Consider the following 19,969-nt stretch of genomic DNA (forward strand, 5'->3'; position numbering starts at 1 on the left):
CGGCGAGGCCGGAGACTGTTCGGCGAACCCCCCGTGCGGTGGGTCGCCGGTCAAACCGTTTGCGCCCACCCCGACAATGGTGAGGTGACCGAACGAATCCTGTGCGCGTGAACGTCGGCGACCGATGACCGCACCCGCGCGTTCGACCCAGGCCATGGTCATCTGGCTGGTCGCTCTCACGGTCTACTTCGTCGCGGTTCTCCAGCGGTCGTCGCTGGCGGTGGCCGGCTTGTTGGCGGCCGAGCGTTTCGACATCACCGCGTCGCAACTGTCGACCTTCGTGGTGCTGCAGATCCTGGTCTATACCCTGATGCAGGTTCCGGTTGGACTCCTGGTCGACCGGTTCGGGCCGCGGCGGGTGATGCTCACCGGGACGCTGATCCTCACCCTCGCGCAGTTCAGCTTCGCGTTCGCCGACAGCTACCCGTGGGCGCTGTCGTCCCGGTTCTTCGTCGGGATCGGCGACGCGATGACGTTCGTGTGCGTCCTTCGGCTGGTCACCAGTTGGTTCCCGACGAGGCGGATCCCGTTGATGACCCAACTCACCGGCGTGCTGGGCCAGTTGGGTGCGGTGGCTGCGGCGATCCCGATGACCTGGGCGCTGTCGTCCCTGGGATGGACCCACGCGTACCTCGCCACCGCAGGGATGGGGGCAGCGCTACTGCTGGCGACGCTGCTGGTGGTACGCGATTCGCCGGCGGCGCGTTCGGTCTCGGGTCCGGTTCTCGGGTGGGCGGGTATCCGGCAGAGTCTGGGTGAGTCGTGGGAACATCCCGGCACCCGCCTGGGGTTCTGGATGCACTTCTCCACGCCCTTCAGCGCCAATGTCCTCGGCCTGCTGTGGGGTTACCCGTTCTTCGTGGAGAGCCAGGGCCTGAGCGCCGGCGCCGCGGGTCTCCTGTTGACGATCATGGTGCTCGCGATCATGGGCTTCGGTCCGGCGTTCGCGTGGCTGATCACCCGATCACCGTGGCACCGTTCGACGTTGGTCCTGGGGGTGATCGCGAGCATCGCAACTGCCTGGGCAGCGGTGCTGGCGTGGCCCGGCGCGGCGCCGTTCTGGCTGCTCGTCGTCCTGGTGATCATCTGCGGGATGGGTGGTCCCGCGTCGATGGTCGGCTTCGACCTCGGCCGCACCTCCAACCCCGCCTCCCGCACCAGCACCGCCACCGGGCTCATCAATCAGGCCGGTTTCCTGGCGACCCTCGTCACCGCGGGACTGATCGGCCTGATCCTCGACTGGCGAACCCCGGACGGCGTCGACGGTTACCCGGCCGAGGCGTTCACCTGGGCGATGGCCGCACAGTTCCTGCTCTGGGGACTGGGCGCGATACAGATCTGGCGATACCGCCGAAAAGGCCGTGCACGGTTGCTGCGCGACGACCCGGAGCAATGGTCGCGCCAGTCCGGGCGCTCGATTCCCGAGCGGCCCTGACACCCATCGGGCCGAGCCCGGGGTCACGGCGGAGACAGAGTGCCCCCGGAACCGGACTCACCCGAAAGTAGGGGGTCCTCTCGGTCCTTTCACCGATGTGGCGGTACTGTTCCCCGTCTTAGCGTCGCCACATGACTGTGATCGATACGGCCCACGATCCGGAGGCCGCCCTCACCAGAGACCGTTCGACCCCCGCCCATTGGGGTCCCGCGAAGAAGGTGGCCTTCCGGTTTACCTTCACCTACACGGCGCTGTTCTGCCTCACCTTCGCGCAGATGACGTTTGTCTTCTTCGGCGCACTCGGAAACCTGTTGTCGGACAACGCGATAGTGTGGCAGATGGGAGCGCTGGCGCCGGTGGTGGAGTGGCTGGGCCGCAACCTCTTCGGGGTCGAGGCGGTGCTCGATCTGAACTCGGGAAGCGGTGACCAGACCGCGATCTGGGTCTACCTGTTCCTGATCGCCGTTGTCGCGGTGGTGGCCACGGCCCTGTGGTCGATTCTCGACCGGCGGCGGTCCGACTACGCCCGTCTCTGGTCGTGGACGACGCTCTTCCTTCGACTCGCGCTCGGCGGACAGATGCTGTTCTACGGGTTCGCGAAGGTCATCCCGTCGCAGATGGGGCCGCCGCCCCTCGCCGCGTTGCTCGAACCCTTCGGGGACTTCAGCCCGGCATCGGTGCTGTGGCTCCAGGTCGGGAGTTCGCCGATCTACGAGGTGCTGCTCGGCAGCGTCGAGGTGATCGGCGGCCTGCTGCTCTTCTGGACCCGCACGGCGACGCTCGGCGCGATCGTCAGCTTCGTGGCGATGGTCCAGGTGTTCATCCTGAACATGACCTTCGACGTCCCGGTCAAGATCCTGTCGTTCCATCTGGTCGTCTTCTCGCTCATCCTGCTGGCGCCGCAGATGCGAAACCTTCTGGATCTGTTCGTGTTCGGGCGATCAGCGCACCCTGTCGACCCGCCCGCGCTGTTCACGCGGGACAAACTCAACCGGTGGGTGGCGGGAATCCAGGCGGTTCTGGGCATATGGGTGGCGATCGGTGCGGCCCAGACCAGTTGGGCCGGTTACCAGGAGTACGGCGCCGGAGCCCCGAAGCCGGAGCTGTACGGAATCTGGTCGGTCCAGGACTTCCGGGTCGACGACCAGCTGGTGCCGCCGCTGACCACTGACGAGAAGCGTTGGCAGCGTGTGGTCTTCGACATCGGTGGTGCAACGACACTCCAGATGATGAACGGCGCACTGGTTCCGGTGTCGGCCGAGATCGCCGACGGCACACTGCAGATGCAACAACCGCACGCATCCCTGGCCGTCGACCGTCCCGACCACGACACCCTGGTGCTGTCCGGCGACCTCGACGGGAGTCCGACGACGATCGTCGCCCAACGGCTTGACCACGACGCGATGACATTGCGGAGCAGGGGATTCAACTGGGTGCAGGACGAGCCGTACTTCCGGTGAGCCCGGTGTCCCGGTCGTCGGCATCGAGTCATGCGCTCGGCTTTTCCCTGAGGACCCGCACCGGAAATCTCGGGGTGGGTTGGGCGACTTCCCTGATGTGTCGGATCACACCGCGGGCCTAGCGTCGCACTATGACTGCGATCGACACCACCATCCGAGAGTCGGTCTCTTCCCCGACCTCGGCGACGACACCTCCCGGTACATCGCCGGAATGGAGCGCCGCGAGAAAGCTGGCCTTCCGTTTCGTCTTCGTCTACACCGCGCTGTTCTGTCTGGCCCTCTCCCAGATCAGCTTCGTGTTCTTCGGGGTACTCACCGGGTTCCTGCCCGAGCGCTTGGCGCTCTGGCAGCTGGGGCTGCTCGCCCCGGTACTGGAGGCGCTGGGGCGGAACGTTTTCGGCGTCGACGCGGTGCTCACGAACTCCGGCAGCGGTGACCAGGCGGCGTTCTGGATTCTCTGGTTGCTGATCGCGGTGGTGGCAGTGGTCGCGACCATCATCTGGTCGGTCGTCGACCGGAGACGCCGCGACTACTCGCGCCTGTGGGCGTGGACCATGCTCGTCATCAGGTTCGCGCTCGGTGGCCAGATGCTCGACTACGGCTTCGCCAAGTTGATCCCGACGCAGATGCCCCAACCACCGCTCGCGACGCTCCTCGAACCCTACGGCGACTTCAGCCCGGCGTCGGTGCTGTGGATGCAGGTGGGGAGTTCCCCGGTCTACGAGATGCTGCTCGGCAGCGTCGAGGTTCTCGGCGGCCTCCTGCTGTTCTGGTCCCGCACCGCGATCCTCGGGGCGCTGGTCAGTTTCGTTGCGATGGTCCAGGTGTTCATCCTCAACATGACCTTCGACGTCCCGGTGAAGATCCTGTCGTTTCACCTGGTCCTGTTCTCGCTCATCCTGTTGGCCCCGTATGCCCGGAACATGGTGGAGCTGTTCGTCTTCGGCCGTTCCGCCACACCCTTCACCGTCCCTGCGTTGTTCACCCGCGACCACCTCAACAGGTGGGCGGCGGTCGCCCAGGTGGTTGTGGGGATCTGGGTGGCGATCGGAGCAGCGACGTCCAGCTGGTCGGACTACCGAGAACACGGTGGCGGCGCACCGAAGCCGGAGTTGTACGGCATCTGGTCGGTGCAGGACTTCCGCGTCGATGGCCGGGCGCTACCTCCGCTGACCACCGACGACCAGCGCTGGCAACGGATTGTCCTCGACTCCGGCGGGGCGACGACACTGCAGATGATGGACGGCGCTCTCGTCCCCGTATCGGCAGAGGTCGACGGATCATCGCTTCTGGTCGAGGAGCCGCCCGCGGTGCTCGACATAGGCCGCCCCGATTACGGCACCCTCGTGCTGTCCGGCGACCTCGACGGGACTCCGACGGTGATCGTGGCCCACCGGATGGACCACGACGCCATGACGTTGCGGAGCCGGGGATTCAACTGGGTGCAGGACGAACCGTACTTCCGGTGAGGTGCCGACTCAGAGCAGCAGCAGCCACACGAACCGCAGGACGAGCGCGCTGATCCCGAAGATCGCGACGCCGAGTAGCCATCGCCGGGCGCCGCGGTCGGCGCCGACCGGGTCGCGGCCTCGGCGGAGGTAGGTGAACGCCGCCATGACCGCGCACGCCGACGCGATCACGCCGGTCGTGAGAACGAGTACCAGCATGAACGTCGTCACGGTTGTACCCCGTTGTCGCCGAACTGGTCCGACCCCCAGACGTCACTTCGACGACGCGACCGCGATCGAAGCCGCATCATCGGAGCGAGGTATACCGGTCGGCGCCTCACACCACCCGCTTCAGTTCGCCGGGCGTCACGTCGTCGTCCGCGGCCAGCGCGAGGACCTCGCCGAATCCGGCGACCAGGCACTCGGCGAACAACTCCTGGTCGGTGACCGCCGCGCCGTCGGAATTGATCCCGAGACAGGCTGTTCCGTTGTGAGTGATCATCGTGGCCATCATGGCGCAACCGGGCAGCGGGCCGAACGGGAACATGCGCTCGACCTTGGCGCCGGCGACGTAGGTCTCCCAAGGGATTCCGGGGACGTTGCTGGCCTGGAGGTCGTTCTGGCTCGTCGTGCCGCTGAACCGCATCAGGACCGTGCCGGGCAGCCAGGCCATCACCGAGCCGAGGGCGTTGAAGATGTCGACCGCCGGTTCGTGGCGGGCCTGGCGGACCTGCTCCCGGATGGTGAGCACGCGTTCGAAGGGGTCGGCGATACCGACCGGCCCGGTCAGGCGACCCACCGCGATGCGGTTACCACCTGCAGGATCCTCGGGACGGCGCACCGAGATCGGGATGGCCACCGGCATCGTCTCGATGGGCGTGCCCATCTTCTCGTGGTACAGGCGGAATCCGCCGATCAACCCGGCGAGGTAGACGTCGTTGATCGAGGATCGGGCCGCGGTCGCCGCGGCCTTCATATCGGCGAACGGCACCTCGAAGGCGCTGAACCGCCACGACAGACTGCGGTGGGCCAGCAACGGAGAACCAGGAGGGCTGACGAGGCCCGCCACCCGCGGGACCGAACGGCCGTAGCGCAGAGCGGTACTCAGCGCCTGGCGCGGATTCGTCAGCGCACGGATGCCACGGAACGTGGTGTCCAGGCGGTGCGGTACCCGGCGGACCTCTTCGGTGATCTGTCGCTGGATCAGGTCGATCGGCGTGATGTTCACCGGGTCGGGGCTCGGCGGTTGCGGTTTGCTCGGATTGTGCTCCCGCGTCGGCGAATGCAGCTGCGCCAGGCCGAGGATCGCACCGAGTCCGTCGGTGAGGGCGTGATGCGCCTTGAGAAAGTAGGCGGCCTTGCCGTCGGGCAACCCTTCGATCAGGTAGCCCTCCCACGGCGGGCGTGCGGAGTCGAGCGCGGTCATCGCCAGCTGCTCGCACGTGGTGAGCAGTTCCCGCATGCTGCCGTCGCCGCCCAGGCTGATCCGGCGCAGGTGGTAGTGCAGATCGAAGTCGGGATCGACTGCCCAGCTGGGGGTTCCGGTGCCGAAGGGGGAGTCGACCACCCGCTGACGGAAGCGCGGTGCCATCCGGCTCGCCCACTCGTGGGCGGCCACCAGCCGGTCCCAGTCGGGATCGCAGTCGTAGATCTCCAGCATGCAGATCGTGCCGCGCATACGACGATCCGTGTCGCCGCGCCACATGATGGTGTCCACGGCGCTCATGTGGGGATCGCTCGCCCAGTCCAGGGGGCGGTCGGCGCCTTCGGTGAGATCAGCGTCGTCGGCCATCGTCAGTCCTCCTCGTGAGACGGTGTGCGCAGCGAGTCGACGGAGTCGTCGACGAACGACTCCAGCGGCCAGTCGGCGAGCGCCGTGACATACATCTGGCGAACCTCCTCGGCGCGGGCGCCGATCTCGTCGGCCGTCCAGTCGCTGGTGTCGATGGGCGGCAGAACCATCACCTCGACCGTACCGGGCCGGATGAGTTGCGCACCGCGCCACATCAATTCACCGGTGTTGCGTAACACGACGGGAACGATCGGGACGCCGGCCTGCATGGCGATGTGGAACGGGCCCTTCTTGAACGGCCCGATCCGGGGCGTCGGGGATCGGGTCCCCTCCGGCGAGACGACCAGCGACAGGCCGTCCTCGCGAAGCGCTTTGACCGCCGGTGCCAGCTGTTCGATCGCCTTGCCCCGGTCGGCCCGATCGATGAAGACGAGTCCCGCCTGCCGCAGGATCTCACCGAGCACCGGGACGCGCTGCACCTCCTTCTTGGCGACGCCGGTCGCGTCGGTGCGAACCAGATTGATCATGACCGGCAGGTCGAGCTTCGACTGATGGTTGAACAGGAAGACGCAGGGTCGATCGGAGAACAGGTACTCGCCGCCCTCGAGGACCTGGACGTGGACACCGGCGAGGGACAAGCCGATGTCGTTCCCGGTGGGAAGTGCCTCGACGAGCGCGTGCGGATCGCGACGGATCAGGCCCGCGGCCGCACCGACGGCGGCGGAGGCGACGAACGAGCTGTAGAACGCGCCGGTCCGGGCCAGCGACCCGAGCCGATTGTAGGTGGGGTTCTTCAGGTCGATGATCGGCCAGCCGCGGGACTCGGCCTCCGCCCGCAGGATTCGGCGCGGCGAGATCGCCGCCGGGTTGCCCACCGACTCCAGGTACGGGATGTCCTCGTTGCCGTCGCTGTAGGCGAACGACGCGTCGAGGTCGATGTCGTTTGCGCGAGCCAACTCCCGGACGGCGGCTGCCTTGCCGGGACCCCAGAGCGGGCGTCCCTTGATGTTCCCGGTGACCACCCCGTCGACGACCTCCACGTCGGTCGCGAGCGCGAAGTCCGCACCGATCTCGCGGGCGATGGGTTCGATCTGGAAGCGCGTCGCCGACGACGCGATCACGATGGTGTGCCCCATCTCGCGATGCGCGCGCAGGATCTGCCACATCTGGGGACGCAGCTTGGCCGCGGTCTCGTACTTGAACAGGTGCTCGCCGAAGGCGATGAGTTCGGCGTAGGTCTTGCCCGCGAAGGTCGGCCGCGTGGCCGCCAGGACCTCGGCGTAATCCTGTTCGGACATGACGCCGCGTAGTCCGATAACCAGGAAGTCGGCGAGCTCCCCGAATCCGAAGTCCATGCTGCGCAGTCGCGCCCGCATGATGGCGGCGGCGGAGAACCCCTCGATCAGCGTGCCGTCGTAGTCGAAGAGGGCGGCCACCTTCTTGCCCGTGGGCGCGGAACGGATGGCCCGCATGCGGTCGGTGAAGGCACTCACTGCTGCTCCTCGTCGTCGACGACAACAGGCTGCAGCTCCTCGATCGCGGCGATACGGGCGAGCCGATCGCGCATGAGTTCGACCTCGTCGAGCCAGTCCTGACGGGCGGCCCGGAGATCCACGATGTCCTCGCCGTGGATGAGGCCGCGGTTGTCGGCCAGGCGGTAGGCCCCGTCGTAGAGATCCTTCGACACCGAATCCTTGCTGCGCAGAACGGCTTGCAGCGCGAGTTGACGACCGAGCCCGAGGCAGCCGGCGATCAGGGCATCCTTCTCCTGGGCGGTGTTACCCAGTTCCACCAGCTTGGTCGCGACCACGAGCTGGGCGTCGAAGAAGGTCTGGAGTGTTCGTCGCGCGAAGAGTGCTCCCGTGTGGCCGTGCAGCACCTCGTAGGTCCACTCCTGGGTGGGGGTGACCGCTCGCCAACCGGGGGCGAGGAGATCGAGTTCGATGCCGAGTCGGTGCAGGTATTCGGTCTTGGGCGGGAAGAAGAACTCGAACTTCAGGAGATCGCGGATTCGCAGGGCTTCGCGCTGCGCGGCGGTCAGCAGTTCCTCGTCCGGTGCCGGCCGAGAACCGACGTGGTTGCTCCGGATCGGGGTGCTGCCGGCTTTGACCTCTCCCTCGGCCAGCGCCAGCAGACCGATCTCGACGATCGCGCGGTCGACGAAATGGTGTAGCGCGCCGTTGCGGTAGTACGCGGCGACGGCCCGGTTTTCCGGAACGACGGACCAGACCGGTTCCGAACCGCCCTCGTAACAGGTCACGACGCCGTTGCCGGCCAGCACCCGCAGCGTCCGGACGAGCCCGATGCCGCGGCACAGTGCGGGATCGGGTCCGGGGAGGCCACGGCGGTCGATGTAGTCGAGCAGGGGAGCGAGGACGGCCTCGATCTCGGGCAGTGTGTACGCCCGATCCTGTGCACCCAGTGCTGCGAAACCGACCAGTGAGGTCGCGGTGATCGGTGTGGCCGAATTGATCTCGTCCATCACCCGGAAGGCGACCTTCTCCAGACGCGCAGGTCCGTCGCCGGCCTCGTCCAGCGTCTGCTTCAGCGAGATCGGCGTGCCGAAACGAACTCTCGCCTCGCCGAGGTGGCTGCGCTGGGCCTTGGCATAGCGCAACAGCCAGCCGACCCCCTCGGGCTTCTTGACGCCGCCCGCGTCCTCTGCGGCGATCGCGCCGACCTCCTGCAGTTGGTCGTACACGATCGACGTGGGCACGATCGTCACATCGGCGTCGTCGAGCTGGCTCGCGGCATCGACGACATAGTTCAACAGTCCGAGCATCGGCTTGCGCAGCTTGCCCGTTCGGCTCCGGCCACCCTCGATGTACCACTCGAGATTGAACCGCTTCTCGATGATGTAGGCCAGGTAGGAACGCATCGCGAACTTGTAGACCGGGTCCGACCCGAACTTGCGGCGGATGAAGATCATCCCCGCGCGCCGGGCCACGGGCCCCACCGGCCAGAACGACAAATTGTTGCCACCCAGCACGAGGTTCGGTGGGAAGTCGTTGTTGCGCAGCACCGTTGCCAAGACCAGCGGGTCGACGTAGGAGCGGTGCGAGGGGAGGAAGACCAGACCGGTCGACTTGTTCAGGGTCCGTAGGGAATTCAGGGTGTCGACGTCGACCGTGATGTTCCATGCGCGCTCGTGCAGCCGGTTGAATGTCGCCGAGAAGATGTCGTCCATCAGCCGGCTCTGGGTGGCGACGAACCCGGACAGCTTGTCGGTCGCCTCGGACACGACCGCATCCGTGGGCCGGCCGAGTTCGGCGGCGAGTTTGGCGGCGCCGCTCTGGAATCTGGCCGAACTGCTGATCTGTTCGGCCACCAGGCGCGGGACCTTGTACCGGTCGCCGGCGATCTGGCGTTCGGCACGTTCTGCGGAGACCGACGCCGCGATCCGGACGTACTGGTCGAAGGGCTCGCCCTCGGCCTGATCGCGTGCATGCCGTTCGCGGAGTTCGGCAATGGTGGCGGGTTCCCCGGCCACCACGCGAAGGGCGTCGGGGCGGCGCTTGCGGATGATCGGCTGCATGAGGCCGAGCGGGCGCCGGGGGTTCGACAGCACGAGGACGTCGCCGAGAGTCACCCGTCGCTCGCCCTGGCGGACCGCGGGGAGCCACACCGGACGCACCGGCACGAGAAGAGTGTTCGGCGACAGTTCGTCGAAGTCGACGTCGGCGCCCTGGCGGACCTCGGCGTCCGGGTACGCGGTTGCGGCCCAGTCCTTGACCGCATGCATCTCGCACGACGTACGCGCCTTGGTCAGGACCAGAACGGGATCGGACATCTGCATCACCCTCACGTCATCGTCGTCGACACCGCACCGGTGTGCTCCGAGCATCGGTGTCCCATGGCCGCTCCTCCGACGGAGACCGCCATGGTCCCATTGTGTCGTGGGTTACAACGGGCGGGGCGGGTTTCGGATGAGCGCGACACTCCCCGGCGCCGAAGATCCCCGCCCGGTTAGGCTGAGCAGGTTGCCTGGGGAGGAAGTATGGGGATGCGATTTCGTGCGTTGACGGCGCTGGGCGTCTCGGCGGCTCTGGTCACGACGCCCGCGGTGGCGGCGGACGCGGCCACGCCGACGGTGCGGTCGGGAATGGCGATCAACATCGACGACACGGTCCTGACCTCGAACAGTTGCACCCTCGGTGCGGTCATCTCCGCCAAGAAGGCGCTGACCGCGGGACACTGCGGGGCCGTGGGCCGGGCCGTCCACGACCGCACGGGGAGGAAGATCGGGACGATCACCGCCAATCGCATCGGCCAACGGCTCGACATCGCGGTCGTCGGATTGGCTCCGCGGACCTCGGCCCGGATCGACACGGTGGACTGGGATGCGAAGTTCCACCGGGGACAGCTGGTCTGGAAGTCGGGTATCACCACGGGCTACGGAACCGGCAAGGTCACCGATCCGGCGGAGGTGCTGCGCACCTCGCACGGCTTCTCGCTCGCACCGCCGTTTCTGACGAGCCACGACTCGTATTCGGTTCAGACGAGCTTGCGTTCGGAGTCGGGCGACAGCGGCGCGGGTGTCCGGGACAGCCGGGGTCGTGTTGTCGGAATCCTGTCCTCGGCGACTCTCGAGGGTACGGGTGTCGTCCCGGTGTCCCGTCTCCCGCGCGCACTTCGGTAGCGAAAAAGGCTGTGCGGCAGCAGATTTTACCGCAGGTCCGGGAAACGACGAAGCGCCCCATCTGGCCGGAGCCGGATGAGGCGCTTCGTGAAGTCAGGTGTGCTTAGAGCGCGCTGACGTTGGTTGCCTGGGGGCCCTTCTGGCCCTGCTCCACGTCGAATTCGACGCGCTGGTTCTCTTCGAGGTTGCGGAAGCCGCTACCGGTGATCGAAGAGTAGTGGACGAAAACATCGGCGCCCTGATCGTCGGGTGCGATGAAGCCGAAGCCCTTTTCGCCGTTGAACCACTTGACGGTTCCCTGTGCCATACTGCTGTACTTCTTTCTTCAGTTCAGCAGCCACCAAAACTGATGACCGCCCGCCAAGTGTGGCACAGAAAACGCGTCCTGGGAAACGGTGAGTGACGAATTCGACCGTTTCGGCGTAGATGAGCAGGTCCGCAGGGGCGAAAAGAATTTCACGCGGCCCGCATCGGCGACTCTTTTCCTCGCCAGATGGCGAGCACAGCAGCCAGGCCGGCGATGCATGGCAACACCTGCAGCCACCCCACTGCGGGCGCGAGGCCCACCTCTCCGGACGTGTCCTTGATGAAGAGCAGGGTCACCGCGACGAGCAAAGCCGTCGCGAAGAGTCCGGCGGACAGCCGCCGTGCGTAGGTGCGTCCGCGGCGGACCGCGCGCGCACTGACGAGCCAGCCGACGAGACCCAGGCCGCCGATCACCCCGAGTACGACGAGATAGGCGGTCACCGCGGCGTCGAGGTCCGCGGCCGGGTAGTCGGGGTAGCCGTGAGCGATGTGGTCGCGCAGTACGTCGGTGGCGGCGAACGGCACGACGGTCGCGAGGACCGTGAGGGCGGCGCCCAGGTACAGGGCGATCACCGCCGGCCGGGTGTGTGTCAGGGATTGCATGGTCACTCCTCTCTGGCGGGCACCGGCGGGTGCGGTGTCCGCGTTTTCGGTGGGACGGGTGCGGCCCGGCAGTACGACGACGGCGATCAGCACGGCCACGAACAGGAGAGCGGCGGCGCCGGTGAAACCGACGGCGTAGCCGGCGTTGGTGGCGTCGAGGTCCGCGTCGTCGCCGGTCCGGCGGGCGGCGAGGGTTCCGAGTGCGGCGAGTCCGAGGGCCGCGCCGAGCTGTCGCGAGCTGTTGAGCAGGGCGGATGCGGTTCCGGCCTCGTCGGGCGCGACGTCCGCGGTAGCGGTGGACACCACCGGAGCGAGCGCCAGTCCGAAGCCGGTGCCGGTGGCGATCGACGGACCGAGGACGTCGGTGAGGAACGAGCCGCCGACCGAGACCAGGCCGAACCAGGCGAGGCCGAACGCCGTCAGGAGACCGCCGACGATCATCAGTGTGCGAGGCGCATAGCGATAGCCGAGGCGGATCGCCAGCACCGAGCCGAGGATCACGCCGAGGGCGAAGGGGAGGAACTCGACTCCCGCGAGAGCTGGGCCGGCCCCGAGTATCCGCTGGGCGTAAAGCGAGACGAAGTAGAAGGCCGACGCGATGGCCCCGCCGAGCAGGAGGTTGAACGCGTTGGCGCCGGCAACCCCGCGGTTGGCGAAGATCCCCAGCCGGAGCAGCGGCTCGCGGCGCGTGGTCCGTTCGACGACGAGGAATCCGGCCAGGAGGACGGCGGCCGCGACCAGCGTGACGACGGTGACCGGCGAACCCCAGCCGACGGCGTCGGCCCGGACGACGGCGAAGACCAGCGTCGTCATTCCAGCGGTGACGAGAACCGCGCCCAGCGCGTCGGGCTCGCCCCGATCGGTGTGGACCGCCCCGCGCGCGGGCACAGCTCGTACGGCGAGCGCCCAGGCGAGTGTCGCGATCGGGATGTTGACGAGCAGGACCCACCGCCACCCGGCGTACTCGGTGAGGAGGCCGCCGAGGACGACGCCGAAAGCGCCACCGGCCGCGTTGGTCGCACTCCAGATCCCGAATGCCTTCACCCGTGCGCGTCCGGTGGGGAAGGTCATCGCCAGCAAGGCCAGAGCGGCGGGGGCCATGGCTGCCGCGCCGACACCCTGCAGGGCGCGCGCCCCGACCAGCATCCCAGGGCTTGCGGCCAGGCCGCCGGCCAGCGATGCCAGACCGAAGATCACGAGTCCGGTCAGGAGCAGACGACGATGGCCGTACCGGTCGGCGAGCTTTCCGCCGAGCAGCAGCAGTCCGCCGAAGGTCAGCGCATAGGAATGGATCACCCAGGTGACGCCGACGCCGTCGAACCCGAGGGCATCGGATATCCGAGGCAGACCCACGTTCACAACGGACAGGTCGAGCGACACCAGGAACTGAGTCGTGGCCACGGCGGCGAGGACGAGTTGAGAGCGGGCTCGTGCAGGTGAATACTTTTCGAACATGTTCCGAAAGTAAGAGCCCGGGTCCGCGGCGTCAACCCTGATCTGTCGTGCGAGTCGCTCGGGGTTTCCACCCACACTGCAGAATGGACACCGTGACCCGATCGAACGCCCCCACCGGACGTGCCGCTGCCGGGAACGGCGGCCGCACCGGCCGGCCACCGGTGACCTCCCGCGCGCGCATCCTCGAGGCCGCACGCGAGATCATCGACCGGGACGGCTGGGAGAAGCTGACCATCCGCCGCGTCGCCGCTGACCTCGGCATCGGTTCGACGACTCTGTACCACCACGTCCGCGACAAGGACGACCTGCTGATCCAGCTGCTCAACGACCATGCCGATTCGACGATGCGCGCCCCGCTCCCGGCCGCGCCGCGAGACCGGATCATCAAGGCGGCGAGCGCCATCCACGATTCGCTGAGTTCCTGGCCGTGGGCTGCCGAGATCCTCACGACCGACGGCTTCCTGGGTCGCCTCGGGGAATCATCGCTCGACATGGTGGAGGCGATCGTCGCGGCCGCCGTCGAGCACGGCTGCACGCGGGAACAGGCAGTGGTGGTCTTCCGGAGCATCTGGTACTTCACGGTCGGCGAGATCCTGGTGCGCGCCCACTCAGACCCCCGACGGGCGAACGATCCCGCTCGACTGCAGGGATTCCTGGACCGGGCCACGCCCGAACGGTTCCCGCAGCTGGCGGCCATCGGGCCGGAGTGGCCGGTGATCTCCGCCCGCGACACCTTCCCGTGGGCACTCGAAGCGTTCGTCGACGGCTTGCTCGCGCGCGTTTCGGAGACCGGGTAGACCCCGGCCGTGTCAGCGGTTCACCGAGAACGCCAGGTCACAACGGTGCAGAGTGTGGGCAGGAATATCCGGGGTGGCCGGAGGCCTTGAACCTGAACATGGTCGTGCGGGGCCCCGGGATCGGGTGGCGCAGTCCCCGCAGACCCGATGACGAGGTACGCCCCCGTCTCGCCCAACGAAAGGACGGATCGCATATGACAGTCCCCAACATCACGCTCAACAACGGAGTCACCATCCCGCAGTTGGGATTCGGCGTGTTCCAGGTTCCGCCGGAGGACACGAGGGCAGCCACCCTGACCGCCTTCGAGGTCGGTTACCGGCACATCGACACCGCCGAGATGTACGGCAACGAGAAGGGCGTCGGCGAGGCACTCCGCGACTCCGGCCTCGCCCGCGACGAGGTCTTCATCACCAGCAAGCTCAACAACGGCTTCCACGACTTCGACGACGCCCTCAAGGCGCTCGACAAGACCAACGCCGACCTCGGCGTCGACCAGGTCGACCTGTTCCTGATCCACTGGCCGCTCCCCGAGGTGGGCGACTACGTACAGACGTGGAAGGCCCTGGAGAAGGCATACGCCGACGGCAAGGCACGCGCCATCGGTGTCTCGAACTTCCAGCAGTCCCACCTCGAGCGACTCTTCGCCGAAACCGACGTGGTCCCCGCGGTGAACCAGATCGAGGTGCACCCGTACCTGTCGCAGAACCCGTTGCGCGCGTTCAACTCCCAGCACGGAATCGCGACCGAGGCGTGGTCGCCGATCGCGCAGGGCAAGGTCGTCGACGACCCGGTCATCACCAAGATCGCGGAGGCCAAGGGACGCTCGGCCGCCCAGGTCACGCTGCGGTGGCACATCCAGCGCGGCGACATCGTCTTCCCCAAGTCGGTGACGCGGGCCCGCGTCGAGGAGAACTTCGCGCTCTTCGACTTCGAGCTGTCCGACGACGAGGTCGCGGCGATCGAGGGACTCAACGCCGACGAGCGCATCGGTCCCGACCCGGACACCTTCAACTACATCCCCTGATCGCTCAGGGTGCGAGCGGGCGGACCACCTGAACAAGGTGGCCCGCCCGTTTTTGTGCTCTGGTCAATGGCCGGCGGGCTTGGTGAGTGAGGCCCGTAGCTGACCGAACCGGAAGAGCGCGGGCTCGCCGACCACCGACTGGTACTTCTCCACCACCTCGGCGACGAACCGGTCGACCTCCGACTCGGGGAGACGGCTCGTCCAGTCGGGCGATCCGACGGCGAACCAGGCGCGGAAGGCCTCGACCGAATCGAACTGCCACGACAGGTCCTTCATCGTCAGGTCATCGACGGAGAAACCGGCCGCGGCCGCCAGCTCACCGAAACGGGCGGCCTCCGCATGCTCATACGGTGCGCTGAACCCCTCGAAACAGCCGGCCCAACGCGGACCGGCCGCGACCTGCATGGCGATGTCCTCGATACTCGGCCGGTCGGTCGCGCAGACCATCTGCAGCACCGCACGCCCGCCGTCGACGAGACTCCGCGCGATCTGTCGCAACGCCTCCCCCTGGTCGTGCACCCAGTGCAGTGCATTGAAGGAGACCGCGAGGTCGAAGTCTGCGTCGAACGGCAACGCCAGCACGTCGTCGACGTGGAATCGGACGCGCAGCAGGTCGGACGGCACCCGCGCCAGTGCGCGGTCGATCATCCGGTGCGAGGCGTCGACTCCGACCACCGACCCGTCGGGCAGTCGTTCCGCCAACAACATCGTGATGAACCCGTCCCCGCACCCGACGTCGAGGAGACGTTCGTTCCCGGCCAGCGCGAGACCGGAGATCGACTCCTCGGCGACCATGCGCTGGAGCCCGCTCACCTCCGCGTATCGTGCACCATCCCAGTCGACCATCGCTTCTCCCGTCGTCGGAGCATCGGCATCCATCGTCCACCGCGACGGTCGCGTGCGGGCGGGTTCGGGTGATCCGGCGCGACCGACCTCGATACGCGGCGTCCTCGCTTCGCTCGGTCGACGCACTCGACCAACGGCTGGGAGCAGGTTGTTTCGCCCTACGTCACGGCCGGGCGGCGGTCGCGACCCCGTCCGCGATCTCGCGGTATCGGGCATACACCTCGGGAGTCGCTGCTGCGGTGAGAGTTTCGCGCGGAACCTGCCACTCCGGCAGCTCACCGGTGAGCGACCAGGCGGCCTGGCGGGCGGCGCCGAGTGCCACGTGTTCGCCGTCCGCGGGGACCTCGACCTCGCCTCCGAAGAGGGCCGGTGCAATCGCCCGCACCGCAGCCGATTTCGCGCCACCCCCGGTCAGGAGGATGCGGTCGACGCGCACGCCTTGTTCCTCGATCTTCTCCCGGCAGAACACCAGCGAGGAGATCAGTCCCTCGACCGCGGCGCGCGCGATCGACGCGGGGCCGAAATTGTGTGCGGTGATGCCGGTGAGGGTTCCGGTGGCGTCCGGGAGATTGGGGGAGCGTTCGCCCGCGAACCACGGCACCATCGTCATTCCTCCGGCGCCAGGTTCGGCGGACGTGGCGAGCCGTGCGAACTCGTCGAAGTCGACGCCGAGCATCTTCGCCGTCGACGCCAGCACCGGTGCGCCGTTGAGGGTGCACACCAGCGGCAGGTGTCGACCGGTGGCGTCGGCGAAACCTGCGACCAGGCCGGCGGGATCGTTGGGGGCGGTGGCCGACACGGCACACACCACGCCCGACGTTCCGAGGGACACCACCGCGTCGCCGCGTCGGGCGTCGAGTCCGAGGGCCGCGGCCGCGTTGTCACCCGCACCCGCGCCCACGATCAGCCCGGCCGAGGTGGTTCCTGCCCGGTCACCCGCTCCGACGACGATCGGCAGTCGCGGGCTTCGGCCGCGAAAAGCCAGTTCCAGCAGGTCTTTGCGGTACTCGCCGGAGGCGGCGTCGAAGTAGCCGGTTCCCGACGCGTCGCTGCGGTCGGTGGTCAGCTCGGTGATGTCGGCACTCCCGCGAAGTCGCCAGGTGAGCCAGTCGTGGGGAAGGCACACCGCGGCAGTGGCGTCGGCGTTCCGGGGTTCGTTGTCGGCGAGCCAGCGCAGTTTGGCTGCGGTGATGGCGGCGACCGGGACCACGCCGACCGCCTCTGCCCATGCTCCCGGACCGCCGAGGTCGTCGACCAGGTCGGCAGCGCTCGATGCCGAGCGGATGTCGTTCCACAACAGGGCATCTCGCACCACTCGCCCGGAGGTGTCGAGGCACACCATCCCATGCTGCTGGCCCGCGACCGACACCGCGGCCACGTCGCCGAACCCGCCCGCGGCGGAGACGGCCTCGCAGAGGGCTTCCCACCACCGGTCGGGGTTGACCTCGGTGCCGGCCGGGTGTGCTGCGCTCGCCGACCGGACGACGGTCCCGGTCTCGGCCTCGCAGATGACGACCTTGCAGGACTGGGTGGACGAATCGATCCCGGCGACCAGCGTCATGACAGGAGCTCGGCGAGTGTGGCGCGAGCCCCCTTGGTGCGCAGCGAATCCAGCGCGGCCAGGTACGGCGTCGTGAATCCTTCGTCGTCGGCGAGAGTGCCGAACAAGTCGCGGTCGGCGACGAACGCCAGTGGGTCGGTGCGCGAGCGCATCGCCCGCGGAACGAGCTCCGCGGCCAGGGGATCGACGACGTCGATGGGCTCCCCCTGTTCGTCGGTGCCCTCGGCGTATCGGGTCCAGCTGGCGACGACAGCCGCGGCGAGCTCACTGCGCTGACCGGACGCCAGCCGTTCTCGGATCACCGGCAGCAGCCACTTCGGGATGCGGTCCGAGGAGTCCTGGCACAGGCGCGCGATGGTGTCGGCGATGGCCGGGTTGGCGAAGCGCTCCAGGAGGGTGTCGATGTAGGACTCGACGTCGACGCCCGGCATCTCCTGCAGCGTCGTCCGCCCCTCTTCGATCATGTAGCGCCGCAGCAGGGTTCGGATATCGTCGTCCGACGCCGCGTCGTGGACGTAGCGGTAGCCGAGCAGATACCCGAAGTAGCACAGCGCCTGATGACCGGCGTTGAGCAACCGCAGTTTCATCAGTTCGTAGGGGATCACGTCGTCGACGACCTGCACACCCACTGTCTCGAGGGCTGGACGGCCCATCGAGAAGTCGTCCTCGAGTACCCACTGGGTGAAGGGTTCGGCGACGACCGGCCACGCGTCGGCGATCCCGGTGCGCGCCGCGACCTCGTCGGTGAGATCGGGTGGCGTTGCGGGAGTGATGCGATCGACCATCGAGTTGGGGAAGCGCGTGTTCGTCTCGATCCAGTCGGCGAGGGCCGCGTCGCGGAGTCGTGCGTAGGCGAGGAACGTCGACCGGGCCATGTGTCCGTTGCCCTGGATGTTGTCGCAGGACATGACGGTGAACGACGGGATTCCGCGTTCGCGGCGTCGGGCGAGTGCCTCGGTGACCAGTCCGAACACCGTGCTCGGAGGTGCCGAGCCCTCGAGGTCCGCGACGATGTCGGGGTTCGTGGCGTCGAACTCGCCGGTCGTGGGGGAGAAGTTGTAGCCGCCCTCGGTGACGGTCAGCGACACGATGCGGGTGGCCGGATCGCTGAGGCGGTCCAGAACTGCCTCGGGATCGTCAGGCGCGAACAGGTATTCGACGATCGACCCGATCACCGAGGTCTCGGTGTCGCCGTTCGGGTGCTTCAGGGTGAGCGTGAACAGGCCGTCCTGGGGGACGAGTGCATCGCGCATGGCCGAATCTGCCGGCCGCACCCCGACACCGCAGATACCCCACTCCTTCGCAGCGGGATCCGATGCGAGCAGTCGGTCGAGATACATGGCCTGGTGGGCGCGGTGGAATGCGCCGACTCCGAAGTGCACGATGCCGGGCGTGACGGCGGTGCGGTCGTACGCGGGAACCGCGGCGCCGTCGATGCGGGCCAGCGATTCGGCGTTCAGCGGGGTGCTCATGGGCGAGCTTCTCCTGTCTGTTGGTCGGCGGCGCGCCACTCCGACATGCCGGGATAGACGATGGCCTTGATGTTTCCGGGCCGGAGGTCGGCGTTGAGGGCGTCGGTGAGTTCGTCGAGTCCGAATCGTGCGGTGACCATGGCGTCGAGGTCCACGGCACCGGTGCGGACGAGGGCCAGGGCGGTGGGCCAGGTGTTGGAATACCGGAAGACGCCGGTCACCACGAGTTCTCGGTTCTGGATCAGGGTGACCGGTAGTTCCATTGTGTCCGAACCCATTCCGACGAGTACGACGTGACCGCCGGGTCGTACCCGGGTCATCCCGTCGCGGACGGCGGCGGCAACGCCGCTCGCGTCGACGAAGGCGTCGACCGTGTCGGTCTCGTCGCCGGGGGCGATCACCTCGGTCGCGCCGAAGTCCTCGGCGCGCCTGCGTCGCTGCTCGTCGGGCTCGCTGACCACGATGCGTGCCAGTCCCGACGCGCGGGCGACCTGGGCGATCATCAGTCCGATCGGTCCGGCGCCTGCGATGAGGATCGAGTCGCCGGCTGCAACAGCCGCCTTGCGCAGAGCGGCTATGCCCACGGACAGCGGCTCGAACAGCGCTGCGGCCTCGTCGGACACCTCCGCGGGCACCGGATGAGCGAAATCCGCCCCGATGGTGACGTATTCGGCGAAGGCGCCGTCGATCGGCGGTGTCGCGTAGAACTTCATGTGCGGACACAGGTGGTAGTCGCCGCGTTTGCTCTCGGCGGTGGTCGGATCGGGTCGTTGCGGCTCGATGGAGACGCGTTCACCGACGCGATCGGGGCTCACACCGTCGCCGACCGCCACGATCACCCCGGACGCCTCATGACCGAGGACGAGCGGTTCACGCACGACGTAGTCCCCGATGCGTCCGTGACGCAGGTAGTGGGTATCCGAGCCGCAGACACCGACCGCCCGTACCTCGATCAGCACATCACCGGGGGCTGGGCGTGGTGACCTGCGGGTTTCGGTGCCGACCGAGAGGTCCGGGTGTAGTACGCCGGCGCGCATCACCTGGGGAGCGTCCGGGACGTTCGTATCGGTTGTTGCGTGGGTCACATCTGGATGCTAGCTTACTGAGCATATTCACCGCTAGTGAGCATC

At 67.7% G+C, this 19,969-nt stretch carries 16 protein-coding genes; 6 read left to right on the plus strand and 10 right to left on the minus strand.

The window, feature by feature from the left end; genetic code table 11:
* Positions 1 to 124: 124 nt before the first annotated feature.
* From LQD00_RS09295 to LQD00_RS09305, 3 genes are all read left to right on the plus strand, one after another.
* The gene (locus tag LQD00_RS09295) at positions 125 to 1,435 is read left to right on the plus strand and encodes an MFS transporter (RefSeq protein WP_232716854.1); all 1,311 of its coding nucleotides are present in this window, start codon (positions 125 to 127) and stop codon (positions 1,433 to 1,435) included.
* Between the two features lie 131 nt (positions 1,436 to 1,566).
* On the plus strand, positions 1,567 to 2,895 hold the full coding sequence (locus LQD00_RS09300) for a DoxX family protein (protein ID WP_232716855.1): 1,329 nt from the start codon (positions 1,567 to 1,569) through the stop codon (positions 2,893 to 2,895).
* 131 nt (positions 2,896 to 3,026) lie between these two features.
* A complete protein-coding gene (locus LQD00_RS09305) occupies positions 3,027 to 4,364 on the plus strand; it encodes a DoxX family protein (RefSeq protein WP_232716856.1) in 1,338 nt (445 codons plus the stop codon).
* A 9-nt stretch (positions 4,365 to 4,373) separates the two neighbouring features.
* Here the strand turns inward: LQD00_RS09305 and LQD00_RS09310 are convergent, their stop codons facing one another.
* From LQD00_RS09310 to LQD00_RS09325, 4 genes are all read right to left on the minus strand, one after another.
* Positions 4,374 to 4,574 carry a hypothetical protein gene (locus tag LQD00_RS09310; RefSeq protein WP_406566988.1) on the minus strand — a complete coding sequence of 67 codons (201 nt, stop codon included), beginning with the start codon at positions 4,572 to 4,574 and terminating at the stop codon, positions 4,374 to 4,376.
* 106 nt (positions 4,575 to 4,680) lie between these two features.
* Complete coding sequence (locus LQD00_RS09315) at positions 4,681 to 6,135, minus strand: wax ester/triacylglycerol synthase domain-containing protein (RefSeq protein WP_232716857.1); 1,455 nt, start codon at positions 6,133 to 6,135, stop codon at positions 4,681 to 4,683.
* A 2-nt stretch (positions 6,136 to 6,137) separates the two neighbouring features.
* Complete coding sequence (locus LQD00_RS09320; protein WP_232716858.1) at positions 6,138 to 7,628, minus strand: HAD-IB family hydrolase; 1,491 nt, start codon at positions 7,626 to 7,628, stop codon at positions 6,138 to 6,140.
* Positions 7,625 to 9,931 carry a glycerol-3-phosphate 1-O-acyltransferase gene (locus LQD00_RS09325; RefSeq protein ID WP_232716859.1) on the minus strand — a complete coding sequence of 769 codons (2,307 nt, stop codon included), beginning with the start codon at positions 9,929 to 9,931 and terminating at the stop codon, positions 7,625 to 7,627. Before LQD00_RS09325 ends, LQD00_RS09320 begins: the two co-directional genes overlap by 4 nt.
* A 201-nt stretch (positions 9,932 to 10,132) precedes the next feature.
* Between LQD00_RS09325 and LQD00_RS09330 the strand changes: the two genes are divergently transcribed.
* Positions 10,133 to 10,774, plus strand: a complete 642-nt coding sequence (locus tag LQD00_RS09330; RefSeq protein ID WP_232716860.1) for a trypsin-like peptidase domain-containing protein — start codon at positions 10,133 to 10,135, stop codon at positions 10,772 to 10,774.
* Positions 10,775 to 10,877: 103 nt separating this feature from the next.
* Here the strand turns inward: LQD00_RS09330 and LQD00_RS09335 are convergent, their stop codons facing one another.
* Both LQD00_RS09335 and LQD00_RS09340 read right to left on the minus strand, forming a co-directional pair.
* Positions 10,878 to 11,081 (minus strand): cold-shock protein, encoded by a 204-nt coding sequence (locus LQD00_RS09335; protein ID WP_005193773.1) that lies wholly within the window; start codon positions 11,079 to 11,081, stop codon positions 10,878 to 10,880.
* 149 nt (positions 11,082 to 11,230) lie between these two features.
* Positions 11,231 to 13,138: an MFS transporter gene (locus LQD00_RS09340; protein WP_232716861.1), complete on the minus strand. Its 1,908-nt coding sequence runs from the start codon at positions 13,136 to 13,138 to the stop codon at positions 11,231 to 11,233.
* Positions 13,139 to 13,230: 92 nt separating this feature from the next.
* On the opposite strand from LQD00_RS09340, the gene LQD00_RS09345 reads away from it, so the two are divergent.
* Positions 13,231 to 13,935 carry a TetR/AcrR family transcriptional regulator gene (locus tag LQD00_RS09345; protein ID WP_232716862.1) on the plus strand — a complete coding sequence of 235 codons (705 nt, stop codon included), beginning with the start codon at positions 13,231 to 13,233 and terminating at the stop codon, positions 13,933 to 13,935.
* 194 nt (positions 13,936 to 14,129) lie between these two features.
* Complete coding sequence (locus LQD00_RS09350) at positions 14,130 to 14,960, plus strand: aldo/keto reductase (protein WP_154885455.1); 831 nt, start codon at positions 14,130 to 14,132, stop codon at positions 14,958 to 14,960.
* A gap of 63 nt (positions 14,961 to 15,023) precedes the next feature.
* On the opposite strand, the gene LQD00_RS09355 is transcribed toward LQD00_RS09350, so the two are convergent.
* From LQD00_RS09355 to LQD00_RS09370, 4 genes are all read right to left on the minus strand, one after another.
* Complete coding sequence (locus LQD00_RS09355; protein WP_232716863.1) at positions 15,024 to 15,806, minus strand: class I SAM-dependent methyltransferase; 783 nt, start codon at positions 15,804 to 15,806, stop codon at positions 15,024 to 15,026.
* Positions 15,807 to 15,969: 163 nt separating this feature from the next.
* Positions 15,970 to 17,367: a xylulokinase gene (locus tag LQD00_RS09360; protein WP_232716864.1), complete on the minus strand. Its 1,398-nt coding sequence runs from the start codon at positions 17,365 to 17,367 to the stop codon at positions 15,970 to 15,972.
* Positions 17,364 to 18,839, minus strand: a complete 1,476-nt coding sequence (locus LQD00_RS09365) for a mannitol dehydrogenase family protein (protein WP_232716865.1) — start codon at positions 18,837 to 18,839, stop codon at positions 17,364 to 17,366. The genes LQD00_RS09360 and LQD00_RS09365 overlap by 4 nt, the downstream gene beginning before the upstream one ends.
* Positions 18,836 to 19,876 carry an NAD(P)-dependent alcohol dehydrogenase gene (locus tag LQD00_RS09370; protein WP_232717098.1) on the minus strand — a complete coding sequence of 347 codons (1,041 nt, stop codon included), beginning with the start codon at positions 19,874 to 19,876 and terminating at the stop codon, positions 18,836 to 18,838. The genes LQD00_RS09365 and LQD00_RS09370 overlap by 4 nt, the downstream gene beginning before the upstream one ends.
* Positions 19,877 to 19,969 lie beyond the last annotated feature (93 nt).

This window comes from Gordonia metallireducens, from assembly GCF_021245825.1.
GTDB classification, from domain to species: domain Bacteria; phylum Actinomycetota; class Actinomycetes; order Mycobacteriales; family Mycobacteriaceae; genus Gordonia; species Gordonia namibiensis.

What these genes read in the sequence shown, in the direction of transcription:
- LQD00_RS09295 (WP_232716854.1), top strand. Translation starts at nt 125, where the DNA reads ATGACCGCACCCGCGCGTTCGACCCAGGCCATGGTCATCTGGCTGGTC.
- LQD00_RS09300 (WP_232716855.1), top strand. Translation starts at nt 1,567, where the DNA reads ATGACTGTGATCGATACGGCCCACGATCCGGAGGCCGCCCTCACCAGA.
- LQD00_RS09305 (WP_232716856.1), top strand. Translation starts at nt 3,027, where the DNA reads ATGACTGCGATCGACACCACCATCCGAGAGTCGGTCTCTTCCCCGACC.
- LQD00_RS09315 (WP_232716857.1), bottom strand. Translation starts at nt 6,135, where the DNA reads ATGGCCGACGACGCTGATCTCACCGAAGGCGCCGACCGCCCCCTGGAC.
- LQD00_RS09325 (WP_232716859.1), bottom strand. Translation starts at nt 9,931, where the DNA reads ATGCAGATGTCCGATCCCGTTCTGGTCCTGACCAAGGCGCGTACGTCG.
- LQD00_RS09330 (WP_232716860.1), top strand. Translation starts at nt 10,133, where the DNA reads ATGGGGATGCGATTTCGTGCGTTGACGGCGCTGGGCGTCTCGGCGGCT.
- LQD00_RS09335 (WP_005193773.1), bottom strand. Translation starts at nt 11,081, where the DNA reads ATGGCACAGGGAACCGTCAAGTGGTTCAACGGCGAAAAGGGCTTCGGC.
- LQD00_RS09340 (WP_232716861.1), bottom strand. Translation starts at nt 13,138, where the DNA reads ATGTTCGAAAAGTATTCACCTGCACGAGCCCGCTCTCAACTCGTCCTC.
- LQD00_RS09350 (WP_154885455.1), top strand. Translation starts at nt 14,130, where the DNA reads ATGACAGTCCCCAACATCACGCTCAACAACGGAGTCACCATCCCGCAG.
- LQD00_RS09355 (WP_232716863.1), bottom strand. Translation starts at nt 15,806, where the DNA reads ATGGTCGACTGGGATGGTGCACGATACGCGGAGGTGAGCGGGCTCCAG.
- LQD00_RS09360 (WP_232716864.1), bottom strand. Translation starts at nt 17,367, where the DNA reads ATGACGCTGGTCGCCGGGATCGATTCGTCCACCCAGTCCTGCAAGGTC.
- LQD00_RS09365 (WP_232716865.1), bottom strand. Translation starts at nt 18,839, where the DNA reads ATGAGCACCCCGCTGAACGCCGAATCGCTGGCCCGCATCGACGGCGCC.
- LQD00_RS09370 (WP_232717098.1), bottom strand. Translation starts at nt 19,876, where the DNA reads ATGCGCGCCGGCGTACTACACCCGGACCTCTCGGTCGGCACCGAAACC.